This window comes from Citrobacter sp. Ca225 (assembly GCF_030337175.1).
Lineage (GTDB): Bacteria > Pseudomonadota > Gammaproteobacteria > Enterobacterales > Enterobacteriaceae > Citrobacter_A > Citrobacter_A amalonaticus.
Map to the genome: position 1 here is coordinate 348137 of NZ_JAOWCD010000103.1, position 24739 is coordinate 372875.

At 53.1% G+C, this 24739-nt stretch carries 19 protein-coding genes and 1 pseudogene; 15 read left to right on the forward strand and 5 right to left on the reverse strand.

Annotation, left to right across the window (positions count from 1 at the left end):
* Positions 1-19: 19 nt before the first annotated feature.
* Positions 20-1639: a phosphoenolpyruvate carboxykinase (ATP) gene (gene pckA, locus OGW13_RS25505; protein WP_287116625.1), complete on the forward strand. Its 1620-nt coding sequence runs from the start codon at positions 20-22 to the stop codon at positions 1637-1639.
* Positions 1640-1691: 52 nt separating this feature from the next.
* Here the strand turns inward: pckA and envZ are convergent, their stop codons facing one another.
* Both envZ and ompR read right to left on the reverse strand, forming a co-directional pair.
* Positions 1692-3044: a two-component system sensor histidine kinase EnvZ gene (gene envZ / locus OGW13_RS25510; RefSeq protein ID WP_042998424.1), complete on the reverse strand. Its 1353-nt coding sequence runs from the start codon at positions 3042-3044 to the stop codon at positions 1692-1694.
* Positions 3041-3760, reverse strand: coding sequence for an osmolarity response regulator transcription factor OmpR (gene ompR / locus OGW13_RS25515; protein ID WP_001157751.1), 720 nt, complete (start codon positions 3758-3760; stop codon positions 3041-3043). Before ompR ends, envZ begins: the two co-directional genes overlap by 4 nt.
* Before the next feature lie 226 nt (positions 3761-3986).
* Here ompR and greB point away from each other — a divergent pair, with 226 nt between their 5' ends.
* The 5 genes from greB (at position 3987) to feoC (ending at position 10062) form a co-directional block, all read left to right on the forward strand.
* Positions 3987-4460 carry a transcription elongation factor GreB gene (greB, locus tag OGW13_RS25520; protein WP_109739773.1) on the forward strand — a complete coding sequence of 158 codons (474 nt, stop codon included), beginning with the start codon at positions 3987-3989 and terminating at the stop codon, positions 4458-4460.
* Positions 4461-4558: 98 nt separating this feature from the next.
* Positions 4559-6874, forward strand: coding sequence for a Tex family protein (locus OGW13_RS25525; RefSeq protein ID WP_287116627.1), 2316 nt, complete (start codon positions 4559-4561; stop codon positions 6872-6874).
* A gap of 374 nt (positions 6875-7248) precedes the next feature.
* Positions 7249-7476: a ferrous iron transporter A gene (feoA, locus tag OGW13_RS25530; protein WP_042998427.1), complete on the forward strand. Its 228-nt coding sequence runs from the start codon at positions 7249-7251 to the stop codon at positions 7474-7476.
* 18 nt (positions 7477-7494) lie between these two features.
* Positions 7495-9816 (forward strand): Fe(2+) transporter permease subunit FeoB, encoded by a 2322-nt coding sequence (gene feoB, locus OGW13_RS25535; protein ID WP_042998428.1) that lies wholly within the window; start codon positions 7495-7497, stop codon positions 9814-9816.
* A 9-nt stretch (positions 9817-9825) separates the two neighbouring features.
* Positions 9826-10062, forward strand: a complete 237-nt coding sequence (feoC, locus tag OGW13_RS25540) for a [Fe-S]-dependent transcriptional repressor FeoC (protein ID WP_042998429.1) — start codon at positions 9826-9828, stop codon at positions 10060-10062.
* Between the two features lie 158 nt (positions 10063-10220).
* On the opposite strand, the gene bioH is transcribed toward feoC, so the two are convergent.
* A complete protein-coding gene (gene bioH / locus OGW13_RS25545) occupies positions 10221-10991 on the reverse strand; it encodes a pimeloyl-ACP methyl ester esterase BioH (RefSeq protein ID WP_287116628.1) in 771 nt (256 codons plus the stop codon).
* A gap of 37 nt (positions 10992-11028) precedes the next feature.
* On the opposite strand from bioH, the gene gntX reads away from it, so the two are divergent.
* The 3 genes from gntX (at position 11029) to gntT (ending at position 13985) form a co-directional block, all read left to right on the forward strand.
* On the forward strand, positions 11029-11712 hold the full coding sequence (gene gntX / locus OGW13_RS25550; RefSeq protein WP_042998431.1) for a DNA utilization protein GntX: 684 nt from the start codon (positions 11029-11031) through the stop codon (positions 11710-11712).
* Positions 11713-11770: 58 nt separating this feature from the next.
* The gene (nfuA, locus tag OGW13_RS25555; RefSeq protein ID WP_042998432.1) at positions 11771-12346 is read left to right on the forward strand and encodes a Fe-S biogenesis protein NfuA; all 576 of its coding nucleotides are present in this window, start codon (positions 11771-11773) and stop codon (positions 12344-12346) included.
* A gap of 322 nt (positions 12347-12668) precedes the next feature.
* Positions 12669-13985, forward strand: a complete 1317-nt coding sequence (gntT, locus tag OGW13_RS25560; RefSeq protein ID WP_042998433.1) for a gluconate transporter — start codon at positions 12669-12671, stop codon at positions 13983-13985.
* A gap of 37 nt (positions 13986-14022) precedes the next feature.
* On the opposite strand, the gene malQ is transcribed toward gntT, so the two are convergent.
* Positions 14023-16110, reverse strand: a complete 2088-nt coding sequence (malQ, locus tag OGW13_RS25565) for a 4-alpha-glucanotransferase (protein WP_042998434.1) — start codon at positions 16108-16110, stop codon at positions 14023-14025.
* A 9-nt stretch (positions 16111-16119) separates the two neighbouring features.
* Positions 16120-18513, reverse strand: coding sequence for a maltodextrin phosphorylase (malP, locus tag OGW13_RS25570; protein WP_287116629.1), 2394 nt, complete (start codon positions 18511-18513; stop codon positions 16120-16122).
* Positions 18514-18889: 376 nt separating this feature from the next.
* On the opposite strand from malP, the pseudogene OGW13_RS25575 reads away from it, so the two are divergent.
* From OGW13_RS25575 to malT, 6 genes and pseudogenes are all read left to right on the forward strand, one after another.
* Positions 18890-19369: pseudogene (locus tag OGW13_RS25575) on the forward strand (Hcp family type VI secretion system effector).
* 28 nt (positions 19370-19397) lie between these two features.
* Positions 19398-20264 carry a hypothetical protein gene (locus OGW13_RS25580; RefSeq protein WP_054176477.1) on the forward strand — a complete coding sequence of 289 codons (867 nt, stop codon included), beginning with the start codon at positions 19398-19400 and terminating at the stop codon, positions 20262-20264.
* Positions 20265-20273: 9 nt separating this feature from the next.
* Entirely contained in the window at positions 20274-20717 is a 444-nt protein-coding gene (locus OGW13_RS25585) for a DUF1240 domain-containing protein (RefSeq protein WP_287116630.1), read from the forward strand.
* A gap of 9 nt (positions 20718-20726) precedes the next feature.
* Positions 20727-21158: a DUF1240 domain-containing protein gene (locus OGW13_RS25590; protein ID WP_263508294.1), complete on the forward strand. Its 432-nt coding sequence runs from the start codon at positions 20727-20729 to the stop codon at positions 21156-21158.
* Positions 21159-21185: 27 nt separating this feature from the next.
* On the forward strand, positions 21186-21617 hold the full coding sequence (locus OGW13_RS25595) for a DUF1240 domain-containing protein (RefSeq protein ID WP_042998438.1): 432 nt from the start codon (positions 21186-21188) through the stop codon (positions 21615-21617).
* A gap of 378 nt (positions 21618-21995) precedes the next feature.
* Positions 21996-24701, forward strand: a complete 2706-nt coding sequence (gene malT / locus OGW13_RS25600; protein ID WP_287116631.1) for an HTH-type transcriptional regulator MalT — start codon at positions 21996-21998, stop codon at positions 24699-24701.
* Positions 24702-24739: the final 38 nt, after the last annotated feature.

Consider the following 24739-nt stretch of genomic DNA (forward strand, 5'->3'; position numbering starts at 1 on the left):
TTGGCTAAGGAGCAGTGATATGCGCGTGAAACGATTAACCCCGCAAGATCTCAAGGCTTATGGTATCAGCGACGTTCAGGATATCGTCTACAACCCCAGCTATGAAACCCTTTATCAGGAAGAGCTAGACCCAAGCCTGGAAGGTTATGAGCGTGGTGTGTTGACGAACCTGGGTGCCGTTGCAGTTGATACCGGTATTTTCACCGGACGTTCGCCGAAGGATAAGTACATTGTTCGTGATGACACCACGCGTGATACGCTGTGGTGGTCCGACAAAGGAAAAGGCAAGAACGACAACAAACCGCTATCCCAGGAAACCTGGCAGCACCTGAAAGGATTAGTCACTAAACAACTTTCCGGTAAACGTCTGTTTATCGTTGATGCTTTCTGTGGCGCAAACGCCGATACTCGCCTCTCTGTCCGCTTCATTACCGAAGTGGCGTGGCAGGCGCATTTCGTGAAGAACATGTTCATCCGCCCAAGCGATGACGAACTGGAAGGCTTTGAGCCTGACTTTATCGTGATGAACGGCGCGAAGTGCACGAACCCACAGTGGAAAGAGCAGGGTCTGAACTCCGAAAACTTTGTCGCCTTCAACCTGACCGAACGTATCCAGCTGATTGGTGGTACCTGGTACGGCGGCGAAATGAAGAAAGGTATGTTCTCGGTGATGAACTATCTGCTGCCGCTGAAAGGCATTGCCTCCATGCACTGTTCCGCCAACGTGGGCGAGAAAAGCGACGTTGCGGTGTTCTTCGGTCTTTCCGGCACCGGGAAAACCACCCTCTCCACCGACCCGAAACGCCGTCTGATCGGCGATGACGAGCACGGCTGGGATGACGATGGCGTGTTCAACTTTGAAGGCGGTTGCTACGCAAAAACGATCAAGCTGTCGAAAGAAGCGGAACCGGAAATCTACAACGCTATCCGCCGTGATGCGCTGTTAGAAAACGTCACCGTGCGCGACGATGGGACTATCGATTTTGACGACGGCTCGAAAACCGAGAATACCCGCGTTTCCTATCCTATCTATCACATCGAAAATATCGTTAAACCGGTTTCCAAAGCCGGCCATGCCACGAAGGTGATCTTCCTGACCGCTGATGCTTTTGGCGTGCTGCCACCGGTTTCTCGCCTGACCGCCAACCAGACGCAGTACCACTTCCTGTCTGGCTTCACGGCTAAACTGGCGGGTACGGAACGCGGTGTCACCGAGCCGACGCCAACCTTCTCCGCCTGCTTCGGCGCGGCATTCCTGTCGCTGCATCCGACGCAGTATGCTGAAGTGCTGGTGAAACGCATGCAGGCCTCAGGTGCGCAGGCATACCTGGTCAACACTGGCTGGAACGGTACGGGCAAACGTATCTCCATCAAAGATACCCGCGCCATTATCGACGCTATCCTGAACGGTTCTCTGGACGATGCAGAAACCTTCAACCTGCCGATGTTTGATCTGGCGATCCCGACCGAACTTCCAGGCGTGGATACCCGTATTCTCGACCCGCGTAATACCTACGGGTCTCCGGAACAGTGGCAGGAAAAAGCCACTGCGCTGGCGAAACTGTTCATCGAGAACTTCGAGAAATACACCGATACGCCAGCAGGCGAAGCATTGGTCAGTGCCGGGCCGAAGCTGTAAGTCAGTCCGGATAAAGTAAAAATAACAAGGGAGGCATTTCGCCTCCCTTTTTTTACGCCTCTTTAGTCGTCCCCTGGACGCGGACCACAGGAACCGGTAGCCAGGCGCGGATAGAGAGCCCGCCCCGCTCGCTGGTGCCGATCTCCAGCAGCCCGTTATGGTTGTCCACGATACGCTGCACAATCGCCAGTCCCAGACCGGTTCCGCTGGTGCTACGCGCACTGTCGCCACGGACAAACGGCTGGAACAGGTGTTTACGCTGCTCAGGCTTAATGCCGGGGCCATCATCTTCCACCTGGAACCAGGCACGATGCGGTTCAGTCCCGCTGCTGACTTTGATCCATCCGTTGCCATAACGCGCAGCGTTCACCACCATGTTGGCGACTGCACGCTTGATAGACAGCGGGTGCATCTTCACCTGAATGCTACCCGGCTGAAGCGCCGTCTCAATTTCGCGCTCATAGCCACTTTCTGCCGCCACCACTTCGCCCAGCACGGCGTTGAGATCGGCCATCTCCATCGGCATCTCCTGCCCGGTGCGCAGGTAGTCGATGAACTGTTCAATGATCGCGTTGCACTCTTCGATATCTTTATTGATGGACTCCGCCAGATAACCATCCTGCTCGCCCATCATCTCTGTCGCCAGACGAATACGCGTCAGCGGGGTGCGGAGATCGTGACTGACCCCCGCCATCAGCAGCGTTCGGTCATCCGCGAGCTGCTTCACCCCGGCTGCCATATGGTTGAAGGCGCGGGTCACCGAGCGGACCTCAGAGGCGCCGTACTCACGCAGCGGCGGTGGAATAATGCCTTTCCCTACCTGCAGCGCGGCATGTTCGAGATCCACAAGGGGTCGGTTTTGTATACGTATAAACAGCCACGCCCCCCCTATTGCCAACAACATGATGGCCAGCGTATAGCGAAACAGCGGGGAGAAATCGCCCTGATGAATTTCCGTTAACGGAACGCGCACCCAGATATTGGGTGACAGCCAGGTTTTCAGCCAGACAACCGGCGAGCTTTTGTTGACCTCAACGCGCACTTCCGTCGGCCCGCCCAGCTGCTGCGCCATCTGATGGCTTAAAAATTCATAGTGTTGCGCCCAACGCAGTCCCGCCTCTTCGGCGGCTTCGTTGGAATAAAGAGAAATCCCCAGCTCACGGTAAATTTCCCGGCGAAAAGCGGGAGGCACCACCAGTTGCGTGCCGTCCTCCAGTTGCAGTTTATCGGTCATCAGCATACGCACTTCGTAGGCCAGGACCTTATTAAACTGCTGGAGACTCGGCAGAATCGCAAAGTTCAGCACCACCAGATAGGTCGTCACCAGACTGACAAACAGCAGGGTGACGATGAGCAGCAGCGTGCGGGCAAATGAACTTCGTGGCGAGAAGCGCATTCGCCTCATGCTTTAGAACCGTCCGGTACAAAAACGTAACCCAGGCCCCACACGGTCTGGATATAACGCGGATGAGCGGGATCTTCTTCCACCATGCGGCGCAAACGAGAAATCTGTACGTCGATGGAACGCTCCATTGCGGAATACTCACGACCACGCGCCAGGTTCATCAGTTTGTCACGGGACAGCGGCTCGCGCGGGTGGCTCACCAGCGCTTTCAGTACCGCAAATTCACCACTAGTGAGCGGCATCGGCTCGTCTTCACGGAACATTTCGCGAGTGCCCAGGTTTAATTTGAACTTACCAAAAGCGATGACCGCCTCTTCCTGAGAAGGCGCGCCCGGCAGTTCGTTCGCCTGACGACGCAGCACCGCCCGAATACGCGCCAGCAGTTCGCGTGGGTTAAACGGTTTCGGGATATAGTCATCGGCGCCGATTTCCAGCCCGACAATACGGTCAACTTCTTCCCCTTTCGCCGTGACCATGATGATCGGCATCGGGTTACTCTGGCTGCGCAGACGGCGGCAAATAGACAGGCCATCTTCACCCGGCAGCATCAGATCCAGTACCATAAGGTGGAAAGATTCGCGGGTTAGCAGGCGATCCATTTGCTCGGCGTTAGCGACGCTTCGAACCTGGAAGCCCTGTTCGGTCAGATAACGCTCCAGCAGCGCGCGCAGGCGCATGTCGTCATCGACCACCAGAATTTTATAGTTCTCTTGCATTGTTTGTACTCCCAAAGGTTCGCAACAATTGAAGGTATGTATTCTTAAAAAAGCTTACGTTCGTCACCAGCGAATTCTGGTATGAATTCCAGGCTAAATTGTTACAAAGCATATTTAACAGCAGCTTAAGTATACAATGAAACGCGCAGCACATTATTTATTCTGTTATCAGGGTGACGTAATACGAATTGTGCGCTTCGTCACAGACTTAAAGGTAATCAATAAGATGAAAACGCCTCTGATCACCCGGGAAGGGTACGAAAAACTCAAAAGTGAGCTTAATTACCTCTGGCGTGAAGAACGCCCGGAAGTCACAAAAAAGGTGACCTGGGCGGCGAGTCTGGGTGACCGCAGTGAGAATGCCGACTATCAGTATAATAAAAAGCGCCTGCGTGAGATCGACCGACGCGTCCGTTACCTGACTAAATGCATGGAGAATTTGAAGATCGTCGATTACTCCCCGCAGCAGGAAGGCAAAGTGTTTTTCGGCGCATGGGTAGAAATTGAGAATGACGATGGCGATACCCGTCGCTTTCGGATTGTCGGCTACGATGAAATTTTTGGCCGCAAAGATTATATCTCCATCGACTCGCCGATGGCGCGCGCGCTGCTGAAAAAAGAGGTCGGCGATCTCGCGGTGGTCAACACGCCTGGTGGGGAAGCAAGCTGGTACGTGAATGCGATCGAATACGAAAAATGAGCAGGAACAATCCGAAGCCCCGCGCTATGGCTGGCGTTTTTGCCCATCAATCCGTATAACTGTTCCCTGATTTTTTACTCAGTAGATGAAGCCAATCCATGATGAATGATTCTTTCTGCCGCATTATTGCGGGTGAAATTCAGGCCCGGGCCGACCAGGTCACCGCTGCCGTTCGCCTGCTTGACGAAGGGAACACCGTGCCGTTTATCGCACGTTACCGTAAGGAAATCACCGGCGGCCTGGATGATACGCAACTGCGTAATCTGGAGACCCGACTGGGCTATTTGCGCGAACTGGAAGAGCGCCGTCAGGCCATTCTCAAGTCCATTTCCGAGCAAGGCAAACTGACCGATGATCTGGCGACTGCCATCAACGGCACGTTAAGTAAGACCGAACTCGAAGATCTTTACCTCCCGTATAAACCCAAACGCCGCACCCGTGGACAGATAGCGATTGAAGCCGGTCTGGAACCGCTGGCCGACCTGTTGTGGAACGACCCGTCACACGATCCGGACACCGAAGCGGCAAAATATATCGATGCAGAGAAAGGGGTTGCCGACAGCAAAGCCGCGCTTGATGGCGCACGCTATATCCTGATGGAACGCTTTGCCGAAGACGCCGCGCTGCTGGCGAAGGTACGTGACTATCTGTGGAAAAATGCCCATCTGGTTGCCAGCGTAGTCAGCGGTAAAGAAGAGGAAGGCGCAAAATTCCGCGACTATTTCGATCATCACGAGCCGATCGCCTCCGTGCCTTCTCACCGTGCGCTGGCAATGTTCCGCGGCCGTAATGAAGGCGTGTTGCAGCTTTCGCTGAATGCCGATCCGCAGTTCGATGAGCCGCCGAAAGAGAGCTACTGCGAGCAGATCATTATGGATCACCTCGGCCTGCGTCTGAACAACGCACCGGCAGACAGCTGGCGCAAAGGCGTGGTGAGCTGGACGTGGCGTATCAAGGTGCTTATGCACCTCGAGACCGAGCTGATGGGGACTGTCCGCGAGCGCGCGGAGGACGAAGCAATCAACGTATTCGCCCGCAACCTGCACGACCTGTTGATGGCGGCACCAGCGGGTCTGCGTGCCACTATGGGCCTCGATCCGGGTCTGCGTACCGGGGTAAAAGTCGCCGTGGTGGATGGCACTGGTAAGCTGGTCGCCACCGATACCATCTATCCTCACACCGGTCAGGCGGCGAAAGCCGCCATGGTAGTGGCTGCGCTGTGTGAGAAGTACAATGTGGAACTGGTGGCGATTGGTAACGGCACCGCCTCGCGTGAAACCGAACGCTTCTTCCTCGATGTACAGAAACAGTTCCCGAAAGTGACGGCGCAGAAAGTGATCGTCAGCGAAGCCGGGGCGTCAGTCTATTCCGCGTCAGAACTGGCAGCCCAGGAGTTCCCGGATCTCGACGTCTCGCTGCGCGGCGCGGTCTCTATTGCGCGCCGTCTGCAGGATCCGCTCGCTGAGCTGGTGAAAATCGATCCGAAATCGATCGGCGTCGGTCAGTATCAGCATGACGTCAGCCAGACACAGTTAGCCCGTAAGCTGGACGCGGTGGTGGAAGACTGTGTGAACGCCGTCGGCGTTGATTTGAATACGGCATCGGTTCCGCTGTTAACCCGTGTAGCCGGTCTGACCCGAATGATGGCGCAGAATATCGTGGCCTGGCGCGACGAGAACGGGCAGTTCCAGAATCGTCAGCAACTGCTGAAAGTCAGCCGACTGGGACCGAAAGCCTTCGAACAGTGCGCAGGCTTCCTGCGTATTAACCACGGTGATAACCCGCTGGATGCTTCCACCGTTCACCCGGAAGCCTATCCGGTCGTGGAACGTATTCTGGCGGCAACCCAACAGGCGCTGAAAGATCTGATGGGCAACAGCAGCGAACTGCGCAATCTGAAAGCCGTCGATTTCATCGACGACAAGTTCGGTGTCCCGACCGTCAGTGACATCATCAAAGAGCTGGAGAAACCGGGTCGCGATCCGCGTCCGGAATTCAAAACCGCGCAGTTTGCCGATGGCGTTGAAACCATGAACGATTTGCAGCCGGGGATGGTTCTCGAGGGTGCCGTCACCAACGTCACCAACTTTGGTGCGTTTGTGGATATCGGCGTTCACCAGGATGGACTGGTTCACATCTCATCGCTGTCGAACAAGTTTGTTGACGATCCCCACACCGTGGTGAAAGCGGGCGACATCGTGAAGGTGAAAGTACTGGAAGTTGACCTGCAACGTAAGCGTATTGCCCTGACGATGCGTCTGGACGAACAGCCGGGTGAAACCAATGCCCGTCGCGGCGGCGGCAATGATCGTCCGGCAGCGAAAGCGGCAAAACCACGTACTCGTGAAGCGCAGCCCGCCGGTAACAGCGCGATGATGGATGCGCTGGCGGCAGCAATGGGTAAAAAACGTTAAGTTTAGATCGAGTGCCGGATGGCGGCGGAACCGCCCTGTCCGGCCCTTTACCGCATCCACCTTCTCCATCGCGTTATATTTATCACGCCATTAACAGATGAAACCTTAATTAAACATTAACAACGTTAATTTATTAAGAATTCAAATCATTTCACCTGCTGGTTATTATTTTTGAGCCATATCAAAAATGACGCAGATTATTATTCAAACCTACATTCCGTCACATTTAATCGGTTGAAGATAAAAACCATTCTCATTATCATTGCATTGTTGATTATTTACTCTTTCCTTCGTTGGCTAATCATCTGGTCTCATGCCGCGCCCCTTTGCCCCATGAGGTAAACATCCAGTTAGCGAGAAACAAGTAGGTTCTTATGCAATTTGCTCCAGATACTGCGTGGAAAATCACTGGTTTTTCCCGAGAAATAAGTCCTGCATACCGTCAGAAACTGCTTTCCCTCGGCATGCTCCCGGGTTCCTCATTTAACGTGGTGCGCGTCGCCCCCTTAGGCGATCCTGTCCATATTGAAACGCGTCGCGTTAGCCTGGTATTGCGTAAAAAAGACCTGGCATTATTAGAAGTGGAAGCGGTTTCCTGTTAATACAGTGAGTCTATAATGATGAAAAAATTAACCATTGGCTTAATTGGTAATCCAAATTCCGGCAAGACAACCCTGTTTAACCAACTGACCGGTGCGCGCCAACGCGTAGGCAACTGGGCTGGGGTCACCGTGGAACGTAAAGAGGGGCAATTCACGACCACGGATCATCAGGTCACGCTGGTCGATCTGCCCGGCACGTATTCGCTCACTACCATCTCTTCGCAAACCTCTCTGGATGAGCAGATTGCCTGCCACTACATTCTGAGCGGCGACGCCGACCTGTTAATTAACGTGGTAGATGCCTCAAATCTTGAGCGTAACCTCTATCTGACGCTGCAACTGCTTGAGCTGGGCATTCCCTGCATTGTTGCACTCAACATGCTCGACATTGCGGAAAAACAGAAAATCCGCATTGATATCGATGCCCTTTCAACCCGCCTTGGCTGCCCGGTCGTCCCGCTGGTTTCTACCCGCGGACGCGGTATCGAAGCGCTGAAGCTGGCGATTGACCGCCACAGCAAGAACGAAAACGTTGAACTGGTGCATTACGCCCAGCCGCTGCTGCGTGAGGCCGATAAACTGGCAAACGCCATGGCTAAAGAAATGCCGGTACAACAGCGCCGCTGGCTCGGCCTGCAAATGCTGGAAGGGGATATCTACAGCCGGGCATACGCCGGTGACGCTGCTGCGCAACTGGATATTTCGCTGGCGCATCTGAGCGACGAGATGGACGACCCGGCACTGCATATCGCCGATGCGCGTTACCAGTGCATTGCGGCGATCTGCGACGTGGTGAGCAATACTTTAACAGCAGAACCCAGCCGCTTTACAACGGCGGTGGATAAAATCATCCTCAACCGTTTTCTCGGTCTGCCGATCTTCCTGTTTGTGATGTACCTGATGTTCCTGCTTGCCATTAACATTGGCGGCGCGCTGGCCCCGATTTTTGATGCTGGCTCTGTGGCGATTTTTATTCACGGTATCCAGTGGATCGGTTATACCCTTCACTTCCCGGACTGGCTGACCATTTTCCTCGCCCAAGGGCTGGGCGGTGGGATTAACACCGTTCTGCCGCTGGTTCCGCAGATCGGCATGATGTACCTGTTCCTCTCGTTCCTCGAAGACTCCGGTTACATGGCGCGCGCAGCGTTTGTGATGGACCGTCTGATGCAGGCGCTGGGACTGCCGGGCAAATCATTCGTCCCGCTGATTGTCGGCTTTGGCTGCAACGTGCCATCGGTGATGGGGGCCCGCACCCTGGATGCGCCACGTGAGCGTCTGATGACTATCATGATGGCACCGTTCATGTCCTGTGGGGCACGACTGGCGATTTTCGCCGTGTTTGCGGCGGCCTTCTTCGGGCAGAACGGCGCACTGGCGGTGTTCTCCCTGTATGTGCTGGGCATTGTGATGGCGGTTCTGACCGGCCTGATGCTCAAACACACGATCATGCGTGGCGAAGCGTCTCCGTTTGTTATGGAGCTTCCGGTTTATCACGTCCCGCATATCAAGAGTCTGATCATCCAGACCTGGCAGCGCCTGAAAGGGTTTGTGCTGCGCGCCGGTAAAGTGATCGTCATTGTCAGCATCTTCCTGAGCGCGTTTAACAGCTTTTCACTCAGCGGCAAGATTGTCGATAATATCAACGATTCGGCGCTGGCCTCCGTCAGTCGCGTCATCACTCCCATCTTTAAACCGATTGGTGTTCATGAAGACAACTGGCAGGCAACGGTTGGGCTGTTCACGGGTGCGATGGCGAAAGAAGTGGTGGTCGGTACACTCAACACGCTCTATACCGCAGAAAACATTCAGGATGAGGAATTTAATCCGGCTGAATTTAATCTTGGCGATGAGCTGCTGAGCGCGCTGGATGAAACCTGGCAGAGCCTGAAAGATACTTTCAGCCTGAGCGTACTGGCGAACCCTATTGAAGCCAGCAAAGGCGACGGAGAAATGGCGACTGGCGCAATGGGCGTCATGGATGCGAAATTTGGCAGCGCGGCGGCAGCCTACAGCTACCTGATTTTCGTCCTGCTGTATGTTCCCTGCATCTCGGTAATGGGGGCAATTGCCCGTGAATCGAGCCGCGGCTGGATGGGCTTCTCCATTCTGTGGGGGCTGAACATCGCCTACTCGCTGTCAACCCTGTTCTACCAGGTCGCCAGCTACAGTGAGCATCCGCGCTACAGTCTGGTTTGTATCCTGGCCGTGATCCTGTTTAACGTTGTGGTGCTGGGACTGCTGCGCCGGGCGCGTAGCCGGGTGGATGTCAATCTGCTGGCCACGCGGAAAAAAGCCAGCGATTGCTGCGCCAGTACAACCACCGGCGATTGTCACTAAGGTGTCACGATGGCTTCGCTAATTCAGGTTCGCGATTTATTGGCCTTGCGGGGGCGCATGGAGGCAGCGCAAATCAGCCATACATTGCAAACGCCGCAGCCGATGATCGACGCCATGCTCAGTCAACTGGAAATGATGGGTAAAGCTATGCGGATTCAGGAAGAACCTGACGGCTGTCTCTCCGGAAGCTGCAAAAGTTGCCCGGAAGGCAAAGCCTGCCTGCGTGAATGGTGGGCGCTGCGTTAAGGTATTACGGAGAGTCCGCAAGCAGCACGGCGTTTGTATGGTGCGTCGTTGCCACTGGTGGTTACCGTCGTTCCTGATGACGAGATTATGCTGCATCGCGCGGAACCATTAATCTCCGACCCGGTAAGTAAGACACTTTCCGGGCATTTTTCTTCGCGTTACAGTCTTTGCTTTAGCGCCACCAGCGTCTGACAGAATTCATCAGGATGCGAAATAAACGGGGCATGCGCTGCCCTGGCAAAGATCAGCGATTCGCTCGCTGGCCATAGTGCATCAAGCAGTGGCACCACCTTGCGGGGAACCAACCCGTCAAGATAGCCGTACAAACGCAGGAACGGTACCGTTAACGATGTCAGTGACTCGCGCAGATCAACCGTTTTCAGGATCTCCAGCCCTCCGTTAAGCACATCTACCGGCGGCATCGGCAGCGCCAGCACGGTCTTTTTCAATGCGCGTGCATCCTGACGCGCCGTTTCCGTTCCCATCGTTTGCAATGCCAGAAAGCGCTCTACCGTCCGCTGGAAGTCTTCACTCAGTTGCTGCTGGAACCCCGCCAGGACTTCCGGCTTAATCCCCGGCCAATTTTCACGTGCGCTGAAACAGGGCGATGACGCCACCGTCACCAGCGCCTGAACGCGCTCGGGATGAGTTATTGCCACCTGGCTCGCCACTAACCCGCCAAGACTCCAGCCGAGCCAGATAGCGCTCTCTGGCGCCAGTTCCAGGACGCGCTCCGCCATTTCCTCAAGCGTCATGGCCCCAAAACCCTGGCTGCGGCCAAAGCCCGGTAAATCGACCAGATGCAGCGTAAAATGCGAGCTCAGTTCCTCGCTAATGCAATGCCACACTTCGGCGTTAAGTCCCCATCCGTGCAGCAGCACAAGATGACAATTTCCCTCTCCACGGGTCTGCCACCAGATGTCATTCATCAGTTACTGTTCTCTTTTCGCCAACAAGGATGAATCTATGCTAACAGTACCGGGATTATGCTGGCTATGCCGAATGCCGCTGGCGCTGAGTCGTTGGGGGATCTGTTCTGTCTGCGAACGCGCTGCGCGTCGGCACGTCTCGCTCTGTCCGCGATGTGGACTCCCCTCCGCGCATCCCACAATGGCCTGCGGGCGCTGCCTGCAAAAAGCGCCACCCTGGCAGCGACTGATTACCGTCAGCGATTATGCCCCGCCGCTCAGCACGCTCATTCATCAACTTAAGTTTTCCCGGCGCAGCGACATCGCCCCCGCGCTGTCGCGCGTTTTGCTGCTGGAGGTATTGCAGGCGCGTCGTCAGACCGGGCTGACCCTGCCGGACAGGCTGATTAGCGTTCCTCTCTGGCAGCGCCGCCACTGGCGCAGGGGGTTTAATCAGAGCGATCTGTTATGCCAGTCGCTGTCTCGCTGGCTGCGTTGTCCCTGGGACAGTCGAAGCGTTACGCGCATTCGCCCTACCGCCACTCAGCACCATCTCAGTGCCAGATTGCGCAAGCGCAACCTGAAAAATGCCTTTCGCCTTGAATTGCCGGTGAAGGGACTCCATATGGTTGTTGTGGATGATGTCATCACGACCGGGAGTACCGTCGCGGAGATCGCACAGCTGCTTTTACGCAACGGCGCGGCGACTGTCCAGGTATGGTGCCTGTGTCGAACCTTGTAGAGCCTCGATGATGGGCGTATTATAACCAACTAAAATAGTCAACTATTAGGCCATTACTATGATCCGTATTTCCGATGCTGCACAAGCGCACTTTGCCAAACTGCTGGCAAATCAGGAAGAAGGGACACAAATCCGTGTATTTGTGATTAATCCCGGTACGCCTAACGCTGAATGTGGCGTTTCTTATTGTCCGCCGGACGCCGTGGAAGCAACCGACACCGCCCTGAAATTTGACCTGCTGACCGCTTATGTTGATGAGCTGAGCGCGCCCTATCTGGAAGACGCTGAGATCGATTTCGTGACCGATCAACTGGGTTCCCAACTGACGCTAAAAGCGCCGAACGCGAAAATGCGTAAAGTGGCTGACGATGCGCCGCTGATGGAACGCGTGGAGTATATGCTCCAGTCGCAAATCAACCCGCAGCTTGCCGGTCACGGTGGTCGTGTCTCTCTGATGGAGATCACCGACGAAGGCTACGCCATTCTGCAGTTTGGTGGCGGCTGTAACGGCTGTTCCATGGTCGATGTGACCCTGAAAGAAGGGATCGAGAAGCAGCTGCTGAACGAGTTCCCGGAACTGAAAGGCGTTCGCGACCTGACCGAACACCAGCGTGGCGAACACTCCTACTACTAAGTTCGCTGCTCGCGTATTGCCCGATGGCGCTAACGCTTATCGGGCATAGCGCCCCTCTTTGCGTCTTTTGCAATATCCTCTTCGATAATTTGACCTGCCTCGCATAATTTAAATTTTGCCTGCCGGGGTGATTCTCAATCACCCTATGTTACCCGTATCATTCATATGAGCACCAAACACACACATCACATCCGACTAAACTAGATAGTTTTAAGGGTAATCCGTCGAGGTGCCGTTACGTCTCTGTTCCCGGTTGGGACAAACGTAGTTTGTCGTCAAAACATTGACGTTACCCATAACAAATTGAAAGGCCAGGTAAATCATGCCATTAGTCATCGTTGCTATCGGTGTAATTTTGTTATTACTCCTGATGATCCGCTTCAAAATGAACGGTTTCATCGCTCTCGTCCTGGTGGCGCTTGCGGTTGGATTGATGCAAGGAATGCCGCTCGATAAAGTCATTGGCTCCATCAAAGCGGGTGTCGGCGGCACCCTGGGAAGTCTTGCCCTGATTATGGGCTTTGGCGCCATGCTCGGCAAAATGCTGGCAGACTGCGGGGGTGCGCAACGTATCGCCACCACGCTGATTGCGAAATTTGGTAAGAAACACATTCAGTGGGCCGTGGTATTAACCGGTTTCACCGTCGGTTTTGCACTGTTCTATGAAGTGGGCTTTGTGCTGATGCTGCCGCTGGTGTTCACTATTGCCGCCGCGGCTAACATCCCGCTGCTGTATGTCGGTGTTCCGATGGCTGCGGCGCTCTCCGTCACGCACGGCTTCCTGCCCCCGCACCCAGGCCCGACCGCTATCGCGACCATTTTCCATGCCGACATGGGTAAAACCCTGCTGTTTGGTACGATCCTGGCAATCCCGACCGTCATTCTGGCGGGTCCGGTCTTCGCTCGCTGCCTGAAAGGCATCGATAAGCCGATCCCGGAAGGTCTGTACAGCGCGAAAACCTTCACGGAAGAAGAGATGCCGAGCTTTGGCGTCAGCGTCTGGACCTCACTGGTTCCGGTAGTACTGATGGCAATGCGCGCTATTGCAGAGATGATCCTGCCGAAAGGCCATGCGTTCCTGCCTGTTGCCGAGTTCTTTGGTGACCCGGTGATGGCAACCCTGATTGCAGTCCTGATCGCCCTGTTCACCTTCGGTCTGAACCGTGGCCGTTCCATGGATCAGATTAACGATACGCTGACCTCTTCCATCAAAATTATCGCGATGATGCTGTTGATCATCGGCGGTGGCGGTGCGTTCAAGCAGGTGCTGGTCGACAGCGGCGTGGACAAATACATTGCGTCCATGATGCACGAAACCAATATCTCTCCGCTGCTGATGGCATGGTCTATCGCCGCCGTTCTGCGTATCGCGCTGGGTTCTGCTACCGTTGCCGCAATTACGGCGGGTGGAATTGTCGCACCGCTGATCGCAACCACCGGCGTCAGCCCTGAGCTGATGGTTATCGCTGTCGGTTCCGGTAGCGTTATCTTCTCTCACGTAAACGACCCTGGCTTCTGGCTGTTCAAAGAGTACTTTAACCTGACCATCGGCGAGACTATCAAGTCCTGGTCGATGCTGGAAACCATTATCTCTGTCTGCGGACTGATTGGCTGTCTGCTGCTGGGAACGGTGGTTTAACGCTAAAAAGAACCCGCCAGTTGGCGGGTTCTTTTTTTCACGTCTTCTTCGCTGCCGCTTTTCGCCGTTTATCCAGATCCTTAATCAGCTTGTTCACCCGTTCATCGGCAAACATCGCTTCAAGAGTCACGGAGAGCTTACGACGCCAGTTTTTGTACTCTGAACTGGTCCCCGGAATGTTGACCGGTTCCGCCATATCCAGCCAGTCTTCCGGCTGCAACCCTAATAACGCACTGTTACTGTCGGCGATATAACGCTGCATCCCCCGATTGAGCATCGGCGTCATCGCCATCAGCGAAGCCTTACGCCCGGCACGTTTTGGCAGGCAACCGTACTTGTGCAGCGCATCTAATAGCCCTTGTTTCGCCCGCTCACGGTCCTGATACAGTCCGCGCAGCACCACTTCATCAGGATACAGTCCCAGCGCTTTGCCCAGCGTCAAATCACCGCTGTCCCAATAACCTTTGAGCGTAGGAAGATCATGCGTCGTCGCGACAGCCATTGATTGTTCCGGATACGCTTTTGGCGCACGGTAGTTCTTCTCATGGTCGTTCTCGAAATAGAGCACTTTGTAAGAGTACACGCCGCTGGTTCGCAGTTTGCCAACAATCTCCACCGGAACGGTACCCAGGTCTTCACCAATCACCATGCAATGGTGACGCTGACTTTCCAGCGCCAGAATCGACAACAGGTCGTCGACCGGATAGTGAACATAGGCGCCGTGGTCGGCGGTTTCACCGTAGGGGATCCACCACAACCGCAGCATCGACATGACATGATCGATGCGCAGCGCGCCGCAGTTTTGCATATTCGCCCGCAGGAGTTCGATAAACGGCTCGTAGGCACGCGCCGTAATGATATGCGGATCCATCGGCGGCAGGCCCCAGTTCTGTCCAAGCGGACCGAGGATATCCGGCGGCGCGCCAACAGAGGCTTTCAGGCAATACAGCTCGCGATCGCACCAGGTTTCCGCCCCACCTTCCGCCACGCCCACCGCCAGATCGCGATACAGCCCAATTGGCATCTTAAAGCCCTGACTGGTTTCCCAGCAGGCGGCAAACTGGATGTACGCCAGCCACTGTAACCAGAGATAAAAATCCACTTCATCACGATGTTCGTGACAGAATTTTTCCACCTCCGGCGAATCAACAGACTGATACGCTTCCGGCCAGGCCGGCCAGCCCCAGCGCAGTTCATCCTCTTTCACCTGCCAGGCATGCAGCGCATCAAACGCCGCCTGCCAGTACAGGCTGTCGCCTTCCTGAGCCACGAACGCCCGGAATGCCGCCATCTGTTCATCGTCGCGCGTGGCAAACCCTTTCCATGCCATGCGCAGCGCGGTCATCTTCAGCGTGGTGACTGCCGAGTAATCCACCCATTGGGCATCCCGCGCCTGTTGCAGTATTTTCTGCGTATCGGGCATCTGCCACCAGGCCTGCGCTTCTTGACTCAGGCGAAAATCATCGACAGCGTTCACATCAATGTAAATGACGTTCAGCCAGCGACGTGAAGACGGGCTGTACGGGCTGGCGCTCTCCGGGTTTGCCGGATAGAGCGCGTGGATCGGATTGAGGCCGATAAACGCCCCCCCGCGTTTTGCTACATCCACCAGCATTGACTTCAGATCGCCGAAATCACCGATTCCCCAGTTGTGCTCTGAACGCAGCGTATAGAGCTGTACGCAGGCACCCCAGAGTTTCTGCCCGGTCAGCAGCGCCTGCGGCTCGTAGCAGCGTTTTGGCGCCACGATGATGCGGCAATGGTGTCGCTGTTCATCCTGCGTCAGGGTCAACGTGTGATAACCCAGCGGCAGCTTTGTCGGCAGAGTAAAGGATTTCCCGCCGGTGGCGTGCCCCTTAAACTGCACACCCTCTTCGGTGGTCAACAGCCAGTTGAATTCACCGTGTCCCTCTACCGCTAGCGACATCTTTTTGCCTGCGGTGTAGACCATCACATTCGGCACCGCCGTCACCGCTACCTTTGCGGCGGCAGCGGTACGGTGCATAGCATCCAACAAACGTCGCTTGGTTTCGGCACCAATTGACTGCGGCTTGCCGTGGGCATTGATATAATTGGGACTGATCCCCGCCGCCAGCGCGGCATTATCCAGACGTTTGCTATCCATCGCGCTTCCTTAGCGTTTCGCCTGCCAGATTCGGGTCTGATAATCGCGAATGGAGCGATCCGAGCTGAACATACCGCAGCGTGCGGAGTTCAGGATCGCCGCACGCGTCCAGGCCTCCTGGTCACGATACAACACATCCACCTGTTTCTGCGCCTCAACGTAGGCCGCAAAGTCCGCCATCACCAGATACGGATCGCCCCCCTGTTTGCCTATGCTGTGCAGCATCTGATCAAAGGCATGCTTATCGCCGGCGCTGAACTTACCGCTCTCCAGCTCTTTCAGCACGGCATCGAGCACTTTATCCTTTTTGCGCCATTTCAGCGGATCGTAGCCTTTGACTTTCAGCGCCTTCACCTGTTCCACGGTATGCCCAAAGATAAAGATATTCTCATCACCCACTTTCTCGGCGATTTCTACGTTCGCGCCGTCCAGGGTGCCGACCGTCAGTGCGCCGTTTAGCGCCAGCTTCATGTTGCCGGTGCCGGAAGCTTCTTTCCCCGCTGTGGAGATCTGCTCGGAGATATCCGCCGCCGGAATCAGCATTTCTGCTGCTGACACGCAGTAATCCGGCAGGAACACCACTTTCAGTTTGTCGCCGACGTTCGGGTCGTTATTAATGGTTTCCGCCACCTTGTTAATGGCAAAGATGATGTTTTTCGCCAGGTAGTAACCCGGAGCCGACTTCGCGCCAAACAGGAACACGCGCGGTACGCGATCGGCCTGCGGGTTTTCGCGAATCTCTTTATACAACGCCAGGATATGCAGCAGGTTCAGGTGCTGACGTTTGTATTCGTGCAGACGCTTAATCTGAATATCGAAAATCGCCTGCGGGTTAATCTCAATCCCGGTACGAACTTTCACAAACTCAGCCAGACGTACCTTATTGGCCTGCTTGATATCACGCCAGGTCTTGCGGAATTTAGCATCATCAGCGTACTTCTCAAGATTGATCAACTGATCGAGATCGTTCGCCCACTCTTTTTTCAGCGTTTTATCAAACAGCGCAGCCAGTTCCGGGTTGCACTGTTTGATCCAGCGACGCGGCGTGATGCCGTTGGTCACGTTATGGAACTTGTTCGGCCACAGTTGGTGATATTCCGGGAACAGATCTTTCACCACCAGATCGGAGTGCAGCGCGGCAACGCCGTTGACCGCAAAGCCGCTGACGACGCACATGTTCGCCATGCGCACCTGTTTGTCGTGAACCACCGCCAGCTTTGCCCAAACCTGCTTGTCGCCAGGCCAGGTTTTATCGACCAGCGTCTTAAAGCGATCGTTAATCTCTTTGATGATCTGCATATGACGCGGCAGCAGCGCTTTCACCAGCTTCTCATCCCAGCACTCCAGCGCTTCTGGCATCAGGGTATGGTTGGTATAAGCGAAGGTCTTGCTGGTGATCGCCCAGGCGTCGTCCCAGCTCATCTGATGCTCGTCAAGCAGCACGCGCAGCAGTTCCGGAATCGCAATTGTCGGATGGGTATCGTTCAGTTGAATGACTTCGTAATCCGCCAGCTCATGCAGTTTGCGGCCAGCCAGATGATGACGACGCAGAATGTCTGCCACTGAACAGGCGCACTGGAAGTATTGCTGCATCAGACGCAGCTTCTTACCCGCCGTGTGGTTATCGTTCGGGTAAAGCACTTTGGTCAGTTTATCGGCGTCAATCCCCTGCTGTTCCGCACGCAGAAAATCACCGTCATTAAATTTGGTCAGGTTAAACGGATGAGCGTGAGTGGCCTGCCACAGACGCAGCGGTTGCGCCACGCCGTTACGGTAGCCCAGCACCGGCAGATCCCACGCCTGCCCGGTAATCACAAAGCCGGGTTCCCAGTGACCGCCTTTTGTCACCTTACCGCCAATACCCACCTGCACATCAAGCTGCTCGTTATGACGGAACCACGGATAGCTGCCGCGATGCCAGTCATCCGGCGCTTCCATTTGCTGGCCGTCGGCAAAGGATTGACGGAACAGGCCGTACTGATAGTTCAGACCATAACCGGTGGCAGATTGACCCACGGTCGCCATTGAGTCCAGGAAGCAGGCGGCAAGACGCCCTAATCCTCCGTTGCCCAGCGCCGGGTCGATCTCTTCTTCCAGCAAATCGGTCAGCTGGACGTCGTACGCTTTCAGCGCATCGCTCACCGCCTGATACCAGCCCAGGTTAAGCAGATTATTCCCCGTCAGACGACCAATCAGGAACTCCATCGAGATGTAGTTCACATGGCGCTGATTTTTCGCCGGTTTCGCCACAGGTTGGGCACTGAGAAGTTCCGCCAGCGCGCCGCTGACGGCGTGCCACCATTGACGGGACGTCATCTCGTGAGCTGACAGTAAACCGAAACGCTGCCACTGACGTGTCAGGGCTGCCTGAAATTGCTCTTGATTGAAGGTTGGCTGTGACATAGGAATTCCGGGTCCTTTGGTAAAAAACAACGTTATCGCTAGTTTGCCAGGCTCAATGTTGACCTTCCTCATCCCACTCTTGATTAGGCGGGGAGGAGTAGTGGGGATGAGCGTAAAAGTGTGATCGGTGCCACTCTCGCGTACCGCACCCGACTGTTCAGTTCACAGTCATACACTTATTTTAAACCATTTTTATATTTTACCTGGCTCTAATCACAGAATCAGGGAAGAAATGATATAACGCGGATATGAAGAATCTCTCTGGTTTCAAGTCCATATAAAAACAAAACCAGTTGAAATGACAATAATACAAGCGCACACTAAATTTATTGTATTTTAATATATTATCACCACTAATAAATTAAAAGGAAATAATATGTCCCATTTATCCTGGCTCACGCTGACAGGAGAGATTCAGGGAGATATATCAGCGCAGTGCGGCTCCCGGAGTTCAATAGGTAATAAATCTCAAACCCGTCATATTGATCAGATAATGATTTACGCACTTGAACATTAAACATCACGGCAACAAAATGTTTGTCATCATGAATTGCAAATAATTAAGCCCGTTGACCGTTCGTCGCCGTTACTCAGCAAAGCCATCAACGATAACGAAACGCTTGAGTGTGAACTCGACCTGTATCGCGTTAATCCAGGAGGTCAACAGGAGATCTACTATAAAATTAAATTATTCAAAGCTCATATTTCTAACATCAAAATAATTGTGCCGCATAATATTATTGAAAATGGAAACGAAGCACAGGAACGTGTTTGTTTTACGTATGAATCCATCAGTTGGGAACACTGTATGGCGAGCACCAGCGCATTTAGCTTTTGGAGCGACCGACTCTTCTGAGTCTGAATAACATATATAAGGAAATAGCATGCGTCATCGTCCCTCTTCTTCGTTGTACGAGAACACTTCACGTCATCCCGATGGCGATCCGCTGCGCGGCTCAGCAGACATCCATTGGAGTTCAATGAACCCTGTGCAGCGCGATATGGCTTTTATGGATGGATCATTCATCACACAACACCACCATATCCTCCTGTTGACGATAGAAGAAGCACAGCAAGTCGTGGATGACTTAATGGGAGGAATTGATCAGTTTTTTTCGTACCGCGCAGCGCCGGGGAATATGAAAGATGGACTGGATGCCTTTCGCAGTCTGTCTAAGCTCACAACATATTACAACCCGGCTAACGAATTGGTTTTTAACTTTACTGTATTAAAAATAAAAGCGATCGAGTACAACGTGGGCGGCAAAGCCTATATAAAAATTACGGGATACCCTGCGTTACGCCGTATTCTTAACGGGACCCGCTACGGTGCCAGGCATCCGCAAATACTGGAAATGGCCATCGGTAAACGTGGGCTTTACAATAGTATCAGGAGTGGCGTCAGATATTGCCTCTATTTTTCTCTGGCCTGGCGAGCCATCGAATTGATTTTTAAATCAGATTATCAGATGGTGGATTTTCTGGTCGATATTTCAATGGACATGGCTAAAGCGGTAGTGTCGGGGGTTGTGATTGGGGTGGTCGCGGGAGTTTTGACTTTAATTAGTGCACCAATAATTGTTGCAATTGGATTCATAGTTGCCATAGGAATAGGTCTCAACATTGGACTTAACATAATTGATGACAAATTGGGGCTATCAAATGCGTTAAAAGAAAAGCTTCGTGATTATATACATCATCATAAAAATTACGATTATGGATTCGACTCTCCCTACTTTGACTCATTTTAAGGAGGACTTATGAAGAAATTATTTATGCGGCTAATGTATTTTTTGCTGATTATATTTCTCCTTGGCATTCTTGATTTACAAATATTTGGTTTTGTTATGACCGATTTTTTATCATTGATAAGAATGGGTGACGTAATCACTTATCACCATACGTGCTTACTGATAAGTGGAATACCGTTAATGTTGTATACAACCTTTGCTATGGTACGGGTTTTATTCAGCAATGATTTGCAATACAAAGCCCTTCCTGATCCTTTTGAAGTCTGGGTGCTGGGCACTGGCGCGCTCCTTTTTGCTATCGGCTTTATTGCAAACTTTATTGTCCTGTTTTTATTTCTGGTATCACCATACCACTACTGCCCGCAGGACAACCTTCATGATTATCATGTGATCGATATAAAACTTTGCGAAACCCTTGTTGATAATCGTAGTTTTTTTAATCGCTCATTTTAAGGAGGTCTTATGGAAAAATTATTTAAGCGGTTAATGTGCCTTTTATTAATTACCTTCCTCCTTAGCATGCTTTATGCATTAATATTTGGTAATGTAATGACCGATTTCTTATCTTTGATAAGAATGGGTGATGTAATCACATATCACCATACGTGCTTACTGATAAGTGGAATACCGTTAATGTTGTATACAACCTTTGCTATGGTACGGGTTTTATTCAGCAATGATTTGCAATACAAAGCCCTTCCTGATCCTTTTGAAGTCTGGGTGCTGGGCACTGGCGCGCTCTTTTTTGCTATCGGCTTTATTGCAAACTTTATTGTCCTGTTTTTATTTCTGGTATCGTCATATCACTCCTGCCCACAGGACAACCTTCATGATTATCATGTGACTGATGTTAAGCTTTGCGAAACCCTTGTTGATAATCGTAGTTTTTTTTAACTCTCATTTATGTACAGGCAAACAGGCATGCGAAAATTACGACTCCAAATCATAATTATTTTTTTTATTATTTTTTGTTTTGGCTTTTTGGATTTCTTATTCTTTGGATTGGTTATGACGGATTTTTTATCTTTAATGAGGATGGGAGACGTTATTTCTTATAATCAAACTTGTGCACTTATAGGAGCTATACCTCTGGTCATGTATGTTGTGATTGCTATGGTTCGTGTTTTATTTACCGATGATTTGCAATACAAGGCACTTCCCGATCCTTTTGAAGGATGGGTTCTCGCCGCTATCACCTTATTCTTTATAATCGGTTTTATTGCAAACTGTATTGTGCCATTTCTGTTGCTGGCACTTTCCTACCACTCCTGTCCGCAGGACAACCTTCATGATTATCATGTGACTGATGTTAAGCTTTGCGAAACCCTTGTTGATAATCGTAGTTTCTGGTAGGAGCAGTCATAGAAACTGCTAATAATAACGAGAATAAGATTACCTTTTTTTATATCGATAACATCCTCACCTTTTGATTACCCTTTGTCGGTAAAAATTTTATCACGGTAAGTTACAATTTCGCCTGTCACAGAGAGGATCGTAAGCCTATACAAAGTGTCAGGATTCTTTAGCAAAAGTAAATACCCCGACATCCCCTCCGCCAACCGTATCCAGTAGAGGTTATCCATCAGATAAATTTGTGATGTAGTGCAAATTAAGGCGGTTCATTAACGGACATACCTTGCAAAAGTTCCTAATCTGGCCGACCTTATATCTATTAATTACGAAGCGCAAAAAAAATCGCAGTCCCCCATTTTCCACAGTGAAGTGTTAACTATGTTGATTCCGTCCAAACTAAGTCGTCCGGTTCGTCTCGACCATACAGTGGTCCGTGAGCGCCTGTTGGCTAAACTTTCCGGCGCGAACAATTTCAGGCTGGCCCTGATCACAAGTCCTGCAGGTTATGGGAAGACTACGCTCATTTCACAATGGGCCGCCGGGAAAAGTGAACTCGGCTGGTACTCACTGGATGAGGGCGACAACCAGCAGGAGCGTTTTGCCAGCTATCTGATTGCCGCGGTACAGCAGGCCACTAACGGTCATTGCACTACCAGCGAAGTGATGGTGCAAAAACGGCAGTATGTCAGTCTGACTTCGCTTTTTGCGCAGCTCTTTATTGAGCTGGCGGAATGGCATCGCCCGCTGTATCTGGTCATCGACGATTACCATCTGATCACTAATCCGGTGATTCATGAGTCCATGCGCTTCTTCCTGCGTCATCAGCCTGAAAATCTCACGCTGGTGGTACTGTCGCGTAATTTACCGCAGTTGGGGATTGCCAACCTGCGCGTGCGCGACCAGCTTCTGGAGATAGGCAGTCAGCAACTGGCCTTTAATCATCAGGAAGCCAAACAGTTTTTTGACCGCCGCTTATCCTCCCCCATCGAAGCCACCGAAAGCAGCCGGATGTGTGACGATGTGGCAGGCTGGGCGACCGCATTACAGCTCATCGCCCTCTCTGCGCGGCAAAACAACCACTCTGCGCATCAGTCGGCACGCCGTCTGGCGGGAATTAACGCCAGCCATCTTTCAGATTATCTGGTCGATGAAGTGCTGGACAGCGTCGATGTCAGCACCCGCCTTTTCCTGCTGAAAAGTGCAGTTTTACGGTCAATGAACGATGCGCTGATTGTACGTGTAACCGGCGAAGAAAATGGTCAGATGCGGCTGGAAGAGATCGAGCGGCAAGGGCTTTTCCTGCAACGGATGGATGACTCCGGCGAATGGTTCAGTTATCACCCGCTGTTTGGCAGTTTCCTGCGCCAGCGCTGCCAGTGGGAACTGGCGACCGAGTTACCTGATATCCATCGCGCCGCAGCGGAAAGCTGGATGGCGCAGGGTTTCCCCAGCGAAGCCATCCACCATGCGCTGGCGGCCGGCGATGCGCATATGCTGCGCGATATTTTGCTTAACCACGCGTGGGGATTGTTTAACCACAGCGAACTGGCGCTGCTGGAAGAGTCACTAAAAGCGCTGCCGTGGGAAAGCCTGCTGGAAAACCCGCGTCTGGTGTTGTTACAGGCCTGGCTGATGCAGAGCCAGCATCGCTACAGCGAAGTAAACACCCTGCTGGCCCGTGCCGAACAAGAGATTCAGGGCGTGATGGACAGCACGCTGCATGCCGAGTTTAACGCGCTCCGCGCTCAGGTGGCGATCAACGACGGCAATCCCGATGAGGCTGAACGCCTGGCGAAACTGGCGCTGGATGAGTTGCCCATCGCCTTGTATTACAGCCGTATTGTTGCAACCTCGGTGCACGGCGAAGTGCTGCACTGTAAAGGCGACCTCTCTCGCTCCTTAACGCTGATGCAGCAGACCGAACAGATGGCGCGTCATCATGATGTCTGGCACTACGCGCTCTGGAGTTTGATCCAGCAGAGTGAAATCCTCTTTGCCCAGGGATTCTTGCAGGCCGCCTGGGAAACCCAGGAGAAAGCGTTCCAGTTGATTAAAGATCAGCATCTGGAACAGTTGCCCATGCACGAATTTCTGGTGCGCATTCGGGCCCAACTGCTGTGGGCGTGGGCGCGACTGGATGAAGCGGAAGCCTCTGCGCGCAGCGGTATCGAAGTGCTTTCCGCCTTTCAGCCGCAGCAACAATTACAGTGTCTGGCGCTGTTGGTGCAGTGCTCGTTGGCCCGTGGCGATCTGGACAATGCCCGCAGCCATCTCAACCGCCTGGAGAATCTGCTGGGCAACGGTCACTACCATAGCGACTGGATCTCAAACGCCGATAAAGTTCGGGTGATCTACTGGCAAATGGTCGGCGATAAAAAGTCGGCCGCCAACTGGCTGCGCCAGACGCCGAAACCGGAGTTTGCCAATAACCACTTCCTGCAAGGCCAGTGGCGTAATATCGCCAGAGCGCAAATTCTGCTGGGTGAATTTGAACCCGCTGAAATCGTACTCGAAGAGCTGAATGAAAACGCACGCAGCCTGCGCCTGATGAGCGACCTTAACCGTAACCTGCTGCTGCTCAACCAACTTTACTGGCAGGCCGGGCGCAAAAATGACGCGCAGCGCGTGCTGCTTGATGCCCTGCAATTAGCCAATCGCACCGGATTCATCAGCCATTTCGTGATTGAAGGCGAGTCGATGGCGCAGCAACTACGCCAGCTTATTCAACTGAATACGCTGCCGGAACTGGACCAACACCGCGCGCAGCGCATTCTGCGTGAGATCAACCAGCATCACCGCCACAAGTTCGCCCACTTTGACGAAAGCTTTGTTGAGCGCCTGCTGAACCACCCGGAAGTACCAGAGCTAATCCGCACCAGTCCGCTGACGCAGCGCGAATGGCAGGTGCTGGGGCTTATCTACTCCGGCTACAGCAACGAGCAAATCGCTGGCGAACTGGCGGTAGCGGCGACCACCATCAAGACGCATATCCGTAATTTGTATCAAAAACTGGGCGTGGCGCACCGTCAGGATGCGGTCCAACACGCGCAGCGGCTGCTGAAAATGATGGGTTATGGGGTGTAATGTTGCCCGGCTGCACTCACGCTGACCGGGCAGTCTCT

What these genes read in the sequence shown, in the direction of transcription:
- pckA (WP_287116625.1), top strand. Translation starts at nt 20, where the DNA reads ATGCGCGTGAAACGATTAACCCCGCAAGATCTCAAGGCTTATGGTATC.
- envZ (WP_042998424.1), bottom strand. Translation starts at nt 3,044, where the DNA reads ATGAGGCGAATGCGCTTCTCGCCACGAAGTTCATTTGCCCGCACGCTG.
- ompR (WP_001157751.1), bottom strand. Translation starts at nt 3,760, where the DNA reads ATGCAAGAGAACTATAAAATTCTGGTGGTCGATGACGACATGCGCCTG.
- greB (WP_109739773.1), top strand. Translation starts at nt 3,987, where the DNA reads ATGAAAACGCCTCTGATCACCCGGGAAGGGTACGAAAAACTCAAAAGT.
- OGW13_RS25525 (WP_287116627.1), top strand. Translation starts at nt 4,559, where the DNA reads ATGATGAATGATTCTTTCTGCCGCATTATTGCGGGTGAAATTCAGGCC.
- feoA (WP_042998427.1), top strand. Translation starts at nt 7,249, where the DNA reads ATGCAATTTGCTCCAGATACTGCGTGGAAAATCACTGGTTTTTCCCGA.
- feoB (WP_042998428.1), top strand. Translation starts at nt 7,495, where the DNA reads ATGAAAAAATTAACCATTGGCTTAATTGGTAATCCAAATTCCGGCAAG.
- feoC (WP_042998429.1), top strand. Translation starts at nt 9,826, where the DNA reads ATGGCTTCGCTAATTCAGGTTCGCGATTTATTGGCCTTGCGGGGGCGC.
- bioH (WP_287116628.1), bottom strand. Translation starts at nt 10,991, where the DNA reads ATGAATGACATCTGGTGGCAGACCCGTGGAGAGGGAAATTGTCATCTT.
- gntX (WP_042998431.1), top strand. Translation starts at nt 11,029, where the DNA reads ATGCTAACAGTACCGGGATTATGCTGGCTATGCCGAATGCCGCTGGCG.
- nfuA (WP_042998432.1), top strand. Translation starts at nt 11,771, where the DNA reads ATGATCCGTATTTCCGATGCTGCACAAGCGCACTTTGCCAAACTGCTG.
- gntT (WP_042998433.1), top strand. Translation starts at nt 12,669, where the DNA reads ATGCCATTAGTCATCGTTGCTATCGGTGTAATTTTGTTATTACTCCTG.
- malQ (WP_042998434.1), bottom strand. Translation starts at nt 16,110, where the DNA reads ATGGATAGCAAACGTCTGGATAATGCCGCGCTGGCGGCGGGGATCAGT.
- malP (WP_287116629.1), bottom strand. Translation starts at nt 18,513, where the DNA reads ATGTCACAGCCAACCTTCAATCAAGAGCAATTTCAGGCAGCCCTGACA.
- OGW13_RS25580 (WP_054176477.1), top strand. Translation starts at nt 19,398, where the DNA reads ATGCGTCATCGTCCCTCTTCTTCGTTGTACGAGAACACTTCACGTCAT.
- OGW13_RS25585 (WP_287116630.1), top strand. Translation starts at nt 20,274, where the DNA reads ATGAAGAAATTATTTATGCGGCTAATGTATTTTTTGCTGATTATATTT.
- OGW13_RS25590 (WP_263508294.1), top strand. Translation starts at nt 20,727, where the DNA reads ATGGAAAAATTATTTAAGCGGTTAATGTGCCTTTTATTAATTACCTTC.
- OGW13_RS25595 (WP_042998438.1), top strand. Translation starts at nt 21,186, where the DNA reads ATGCGAAAATTACGACTCCAAATCATAATTATTTTTTTTATTATTTTT.
- malT (WP_287116631.1), top strand. Translation starts at nt 21,996, where the DNA reads ATGTTGATTCCGTCCAAACTAAGTCGTCCGGTTCGTCTCGACCATACA.